The organism is Novosphingobium sp. MD-1 (assembly GCF_001014975.1).
Taxonomy (GTDB): Bacteria; Pseudomonadota; Alphaproteobacteria; order Sphingomonadales; family Sphingomonadaceae; genus Novosphingobium.
In genome coordinates this window covers 50,665-57,810 of sequence record NZ_BBXA01000003.1, presented here as the reverse complement: position 1 = coordinate 57,810, position 7,146 = coordinate 50,665, and the positions used below count along the sequence as shown (strand labels likewise).

Below are 7,146 nucleotides of genomic sequence, written 5' to 3'. Positions count from 1 at the left end.
CCCGCCATCCGGTGAGCCGCCGCCTCGCTGGCGGGCCGGCCTGCGCCGGCCACGCCCGCGCCTCGGCGTACCGTGCAGGCGGGGAAGGGGGCTGCTGCTGGTCTTCCCAGCATGGAGGCGGATCGCGGCCGCCCTCAAGGATCAGCGGCACCTCCCATTTGCTGGCGCAAATCGGTTCCTCCGCTGCCCGCTCACGCGGCGGCTGCGCCGTCCCTGACCGCGGCCGCGATCCGCCTCCGCATGGGCCATGCCGTCGCGGCGGCGCAAGGCGCTGGCAATTCTCGCCTTGTGAACCATCTCATGATATGGAGACATTTATGGCCGATAACGTGACCAACGAACTGCTGCTCGAAACCCTCAAGGCGATCCGCACGGATATCGCCGGCCTTCGTGATGAGCTGATCGATGCCAAGGCCGATATTCGCGGCGTGAAGGCCCATATGGCTGCCTTCATGCAAAGCGAGGTGTCGCGAGACGGGGCGATCGCGTCGGTCCAGCAACGACTCGACCGGATCGAGCGCCGCCTCGAACTGGCGCACTAATTCATCACGCGCGCCGGGGCCTTGCGCCCCGGCCCTTATCGTTTGCGTTCTGGATGGGACGGACGTCCAGTGGCCCACATGGGCCACGTCGTCCGTCCCAGGACCCGTGCGCGCGATGTCCGGCTGAGGACGATGCTATCGCGGTCGCGCAGCTACGAGACTGCACTGGCCTCTTGCTCAGCTACGTTCCCGGCGGTGAAGGCAGCGCAAGCGTTGCTACGCCTGCCGTGTATCGCGACGGTCCTCTGGCCCGAAGGACGGGCACGCCCGGAATGACATCGATGCCGGCGTGCCAGTCGCCACAGTCTCCTGCTCCCGAGAGGACGCGGCCCGGCTTCGGCGCACCGTCCAACGGATACCCTCGCTGGTAGCTACCAGATACCAATCGGTGACGGACCACCCAGGCGGCACTGCCTTGGATTCAGAGCTGATGGGATGCACGCGATCCTCTGGCGTCCCTCGCGCCTGTGGCGGTCGCGTTGCTGTCTGACGCACGTGGGCGGCGCGGCCGACTAATGCGGAGCGGCCCTGCGGGCCTCAAGCGGAAAACCGGCCCCGGCGGGGCCTGCGGTTTCCACGGCGTGGACCCTCCGCTTTTCCGCTTGTCCGCGTCGGCCGGCCGCCCCCTCGATGTGCGTCAGCAACGACACCACCACAGGAGCAAGCACCATGCAGAACATCGCGGAATTTCGTATCATCGGCCGCATCGGCAAGATCACGGCGATGGAAAAGGTCACCTACATCGATGTCGCTTCGAACTACGCCCGCAAGGAGGGCGATGCCTGGAAGGACGATACCCACTGGAACCGGATCACGCTCTTCGGCCGCACCAAGGAACGCGCCGACCGGCTCTCGACAGGAGACCTCGTCCACATCACCGGGCGCATCCGCCAGAGCCGCTTCGAACGCGACGGCGAAACCCACTACGGCACCGACATCATCGCCGATCGCATGGGCGTCCTCCTCCGCAAGGGGCAGGCCAACGAACAGCAGGAGCCGATCGAGGACGACGACATCCCCTTCTAAGGGCGCAGGGGAGGGGCGGAGCGATCCGCCCTGGTCCCGTCCGGACGCTCGGCCTGCGGAACGCGGACGTAGAGGGCTATGGTGTTCCGGTGCCTGCGGCGGATTTCTAAATGCGCGAACGCGCAGTCGTGGGACAAAACTGCCATTCGCCGCCGCTACCGGAGGCGTCCAATTATGCCAGGGGAGAACGGCAGCCGATCAGTCCTGGTCATCGCCTTCATCGTCATCGGGCCGATCCTCATGCCAATAAACGTAGTTAAATAGTGCATCGAGTTCGGTGAAATCGCGAAGCCCGAGCGCCTTGCGCACAGCGTCCGCGTGATCGCAATAAAGCTGATAGATGTCGGGGCTCAGGCTTCCCTTCGATGGGTGAAGCGGAAATCCATCGTAGCCAGCGAGACGCAGGCCCGCGACCGAATTCTGATTCATTACCGCGAAACGTGTGTTGTCCAGCGTGTGCAAAATCTCGGTAAGGAGATTGATCCCAGCACCTTTGATGTTCGCAAACGCCGCGTGGAGAGTGGCGAACGCATCACGCGGCGACAAATCAGCGTGATCGATGATTGACGCCACCGCGCGGACAAAATCCTCTCGCTTGTCAGTAATGCGCGTCTTTGCGCGGTCGAGGCCGCCCGAATGGAATGACCCGATCAGATGCTCATATTCGGTCAGGAAGCCACGCGCTGTTTTCCCCTTCCACGCCGCGATGGAACGAAGCTGTGTCGGCGCAACCGCAAGATTGTTCCGTCTGACTTCCATCTGAGCATTGAACGGCGATGATGCGCCACCTTCCTTCATCATTCGCAGGAAACCGGCTAGGACATCGAGTGACGCTTCGCCGGAATCAACAGCGCGCGTGGCGCGACGCCTTGCAAAACGGGCCCATGCAGCGTTGATCGCATGATCTTTTGCATAATCGTCAATCAGCGGCTTCGTCGCCAGCACAATCTCATCATTGTCGGTCAAGTCATCGAAATGCTCTGTGATCTTTTCCATCATCGTGCCGCTCTCATCGTCGATGAGAACCGACGCTTCATAATTTTGAAGCAGTCCGCCTTGTGTGAAGTTCGCCGATCCCACGACGACCTTGCATTCATCGTCGTACTCGAATGCATAAATCTTGGGATGAAACGTACTCTCGGAATTGCTGAGGTATAATTCCAGATCGTGCTTCTTGCTCAACCGGAAGAGGGATCGAAGCAACGCGGGATCAGTGTGATAAAAATCCAGGCCAACCGCGAGCCGCGCTGTCATGCCTTTGGACAACGCCTTTTCCAGCGATGCCTTCATTTCCTTCCAGCCCGACATTTTTGCGAACGCGACCATGCACTCGAAACGCCGTGCGTTCTTGAACAGCGCGCCAATCTCCGTCCGGTGATCCGTGCAGTCGTCATTGAGCAGAAGTTGGATTGATTGCGCGTTTGCCATGATGCCCCCATGATTTCAGGGGGATATGTAACGTCTTAGCGCACAAACGAAAGAAGGCGGTGGCAATAGCTATGGTTCGTCATCTCCCTGTCACTGGCGAGCCTTTCAACCAAGGCGCCAGCGATCAGAGGCGAGGCGCCACACGTGACCGGTATTTCGCGTAACCGCACCTTCCCAGCGCTGCGAGTTAACGGCGATAGTTGGTCGATTGCGACCTCCATTTAGCTACACCGGGCACACACAGGCGCTATCTGGCAGGGCGATGCTCGGCGCCGAGAGGGTCGGGCCTGTGTTCTTGCGAATTCCATTTGAAGCGCGAATTCCCGTTGAGTGGGTAGCACTTTGCCGGGGGTGGGGCGAGCCCCACCCCCGGCGGCAAAATTCAGACCACCCGCGTGGTGGCAATCTGCTCGTCGAAGACTTCAGCCGGTGTTCGGAAACCCAGGCACTTTCTGGGCGTGCTGTTCAGCCTGTGGGTAAGGGCTGCCAGCTCATTCTCCGATAGCTTGCTGATGTCGGTATCGAGGGGCAGATACCGGCGGATACGACCGTTGCTGTTTTCGACACTGCCCTTTTGCCAGGGTGCTGACGGCTTGCAGAAGTAACTCGTCATACCGAGGTTGGTATGCAGGGTGGCAAAGGCTGCGAACTCCGTCCCGCGGTCGAAGGTGATGCTCTGCCGCAGGGCTTGGGGAAGGGGGTGAAGGTGGCGCTCAATCCCCTGCATGACCCCGCTGGAATGCTTGCTTGGGTTACGCGCCAGCACGACGAACCGGCTGCGCCGTTCCACCAGCGAGGTCAGGTTGGATTTCCCAAATTCCTGCTTGAAAGCAATGAGATCACCCTCCCAATGGCCAAATTGTGCGCGGTCGGAGATGGCCTTGGGCCGTTCGGCAATCGTGTTGACGAGCGGAATGTTGAGGCCACGAGGCTTGCGCGCATAACGGCGACGGCGCGATTTACGCTGACGAGGCAACTGGCTCCATAAGCCGAGCCGGCGGCCTTCGGAGCCATAGACATACTGGTAGATCGTCTCGTGAGACACCGCGATCGGATTGGCCTGTTCAAGGCGTAAACGGCCGGAAATTTGTTCGGGGGACCAGCATCGCGCGAGGTCCTGGGCGATGCGCGTTGCGAGGCTGGGATTGCGAGCCACCTTGCCTCCACGCACACGGCGAGCCGCCGCCTTGCTATGCGCTACACGTCCAAAATAGCCTCGGAAATATGCATCGTCGTCGTAGAAATAATTGCGGCGCAGCTCACGGTAAATCGTCGCGCGATGCCGGCCAAGCTCGACCGCCATACGCGATACAGGAACTTTCGCGTCACGCATGCGCATGATCTTTTCGCGCTCTGCAAGGGCAAGGTGATGATACGATCGTGGCATTTCGCGTCCTTTCGAGTGGGGCACACAATGCCCGGAAATCCTCGAAATTCGCGCTTCCAGTTTGAATCCACCCTCTTGGGATGTTCCAGATTGAGAATAGTAATTATGTAAACTCAATATGCTTCAACTGCGCGGCGCACGCTGAAGCAGGCGCCTTTCCAGCAGGCTGGCAAAATCGCGCCGGCTGTCCGCCACCACCGCGATCGTCACGACATCGCCTTCGACCGTGTAAATGACCCGATAGGGCCACAGCGAAATTTGCCGCCATTCCGCACTGCCCAAGGCATCGAGCTCTGGCGGATTTGGGCCGCGGAATGGATACTCGGACAGCGTTTCAATGGCGGCGTAGAGCGTGTCAAGGAGCGCATCGGCTCCGTCCGGACCATCCGCGCCGCGCTGTTTCAGCCGACGATTGTAGATCGCTTGCAAGTCGCCTTCAGCTTCGGCCGCAAGCTGAAGGCGCATCCTTGCGGGCATCAGCGCGTAGCACGCGCACGTATCCGGTCCTTGAGACCCTCAAGCGGCTGCACGCGGCCTGTGGACATGTCATCGCGTGCCATAGCGAGCAGCTTGAGCAACGCCAGCAACTCCTGCGTCTCGGCATAGCTGGTGACGTCCTGAATCACCACCTTGGCCTCGCCATTCTGCGTTATCACCAGGGGCGCAGCTCCCTCGGCGAGCTCCCGAATGACCTCGGCGCTGTGCGCTTTGAGATAGCTGATCGGCTTGACACGCGTTTCGAGGCCCATGGCAAACTCCACACTAAATTCAGTCTGAATTTAGTACCATGATCATCCCCAACAGGCAAATTGATGAGGCAAACGGGCCGATGCGTAGGCCGGCATTAGCCAATCGAAGCAGGTCCTGAATCCCCGCGATGGAGCGGAAGCCACAGCGACACTGTGGTTCCGCCATGCTTCCCGTTGGCAATGGACAACTGCGCACCGAGCGCGTGAGCTCTGGCCTGCATGTTGCTTTGCCCTTTGCCACGATGTGATGGCGCTTCTGCCTGCCTCGGGTTGGGCAGGCCATGACCATTATCTGCAATCAGTATCGCGATACCCGGAGTTCCGGCACGCGCGTCGGATTGCAATGCAAGCTTGACAATACTTCCTCCCGAATGACGGAGGGAATTGCTGAGTGCCTCTTGCAAGATCCGCAAGACATGCAACGCGTTCGCCGAATCCAGCCAGGACAAAGGCGGCACGTCCTCAACCCGCCATTCAAATCGCCAACCGGCCGCGGCCAGCTCGGGCTCCATCCGATGGCGAAAGCTGGCTACCAGCGGGGTTATGTCGCCATCGACTTGCTCAAGCGAATCGACCGCAATGCGCAGATCCGTCAAAGAGCGCCTGAGGGTCGCAACCGTGTTGTCCGATGCGACGCCATGTTCGGCAATCGCCAGCGCTGAGATCAGATTTGAGCCAACACTGTCGTGCATCTCACGCATGATCCGCTCGCGCTCGCGCTCCAGCGCGACTGCGATTTCCAGCTCTCGGATTTGCTTTTGCGAGCGCTCAAGTTCGCTGGTTGCTTCGGCCACGCGATCTTCAAGAATGGCATTAAGATTCTCGACCGTGCCCAGCGCGTCGATCAACCGACGTCCAAGCGCAAACGCAAAAACCAGGAAGATGACTACGCCAGCATATGGCAAAAGCGCGAAATGTGCGCCGGTCCATACTTTCATCCCCATACCAAAATCATGAAGAGCCGAAGCCACGCCCATCGTGGAGGCAACGAACATGGCAACGTTTTCGGGCTTGGGGCTGATCAGCGTGGCACGTCCGAAAACGACCAGAATGGCAAGCGACAGCGGGACGACCAGCAGGTGGCTGACAACATCGCTGATGCCGAGACTGGTCAGCACCAACTGGCTGATGATGGCGGTCGCGCCAATGCCGAGCGATACCATCGTCCACAACCGACGATTGCGGATTTCCAGGAAGCGAGCGGCAAAGCAGTAGAACACCGCCATCATGGCGAAGATGAGGTTGATCTGTATGTGCCAGTAAAGGTCGATCGGGATCGGCGGCGTTTCATAGTAATAACGCAGATTGCGGACAAACCACAGGCTACCCAGCAAAGCCAGCCAACCCAATGTCATGTCCTGCCGTCGGCGCAACCATAATAAAGTGGCAAACAACGCCAGAACGCCAAGCATCGAGTTGGAGACCAGCACACCCTGGAACTGGGTGACGTAACGCCAGTCATAGATGTCACGGATCGCCGCTCCTGGGCCGATCTCCATACGGCTGACGCCAAGCGTGTACAATTTGTCGGATTCGAGCCGGATGGCGACATCGTTCATGCCAGGCCGCAAGCTGGCGGCGGGTAGGGCAACAATCTGCGGCTTGAATGTCGACATCGGCAGCTCTGCCGGGTCTGAATAGTTGCGGTAAATCTCCCGACCGTTGAGGAAAAAGCGGAAGCGCTCGCTCATGTAGGCAGCGGTCCACGCCATCGTGGCGGTCGCCTGACCCGCACCTGCCGATCGCCCCGCGTCAAAACGGAAGCGTACCCACATCACGCGGGGAGCCGCTGCACGCGGAGTGTCGTAGAGGTCGATCAACGGCACCGCAGCCTGCCGCCACCCGCGTTGAGGCGGCATTTCGGCATCGGAATAGACATAGTCAGCGACACGGACGGGCGTCACAACCTGTGGTTCTGGCGAGGATGTGCTCGCAGCAAGGCCCTCGCTGCCCGGCAATGCCCAGGCCGCCATCAGCAAGGCCAGCAACACGACCGTCCGAAGACAGCTCAACA

General features: G+C 60.2%; 7 protein-coding genes. 2 read left to right on the top strand and 5 right to left on the bottom strand.

The features are described 5' to 3' along the window. Positions 1-317 precede the first annotated feature (317 nt). On the top strand, positions 318-542 hold the full coding sequence (locus NMD1_RS00655; RefSeq protein ID WP_125953189.1) for a hypothetical protein: 225 nt from the start codon (positions 318-320) through the stop codon (positions 540-542). Positions 543-1,211: 669 nt separating this feature from the next. Then, positions 1,212-1,568 carry a single-stranded DNA-binding protein gene (locus tag NMD1_RS00650; RefSeq protein ID WP_125953188.1) on the top strand — a complete coding sequence of 119 codons (357 nt, stop codon included), beginning with the start codon at positions 1,212-1,214 and terminating at the stop codon, positions 1,566-1,568. A 198-nt stretch (positions 1,569-1,766) separates the two neighbouring features. Here NMD1_RS00650 and NMD1_RS00645 read toward each other — a convergent pair whose 3' ends face one another. From NMD1_RS00645 to NMD1_RS00625, 5 genes are all read right to left on the bottom strand, one after another. Continuing rightward, positions 1,767-2,996, bottom strand: coding sequence for a phospholipase D family protein (locus NMD1_RS00645; RefSeq protein WP_125953187.1), 1,230 nt, complete (start codon positions 2,994-2,996; stop codon positions 1,767-1,769). A gap of 382 nt (positions 2,997-3,378) precedes the next feature. Beyond that, on the bottom strand, positions 3,379-4,383 hold the full coding sequence (locus tag NMD1_RS00640; RefSeq protein ID WP_125953186.1) for an IS30 family transposase: 1,005 nt from the start codon (positions 4,381-4,383) through the stop codon (positions 3,379-3,381). 123 nt (positions 4,384-4,506) lie between these two features. Beyond that, positions 4,507-4,848, bottom strand: a complete 342-nt coding sequence (locus NMD1_RS00635) for a type II toxin-antitoxin system RelE/ParE family toxin (protein ID WP_233497263.1) — start codon at positions 4,846-4,848, stop codon at positions 4,507-4,509. Between the two features lie 11 nt (positions 4,849-4,859). Next, on the bottom strand, positions 4,860-5,132 hold the full coding sequence (locus tag NMD1_RS00630; protein WP_125953184.1) for a type II toxin-antitoxin system Phd/YefM family antitoxin: 273 nt from the start codon (positions 5,130-5,132) through the stop codon (positions 4,860-4,862). Between the two features lie 95 nt (positions 5,133-5,227). Continuing rightward, positions 5,228-7,120 carry an ATP-binding protein gene (locus NMD1_RS00625; protein WP_125953183.1) on the bottom strand — a complete coding sequence of 631 codons (1,893 nt, stop codon included), beginning with the start codon at positions 7,118-7,120 and terminating at the stop codon, positions 5,228-5,230. Positions 7,121-7,146 lie beyond the last annotated feature (26 nt).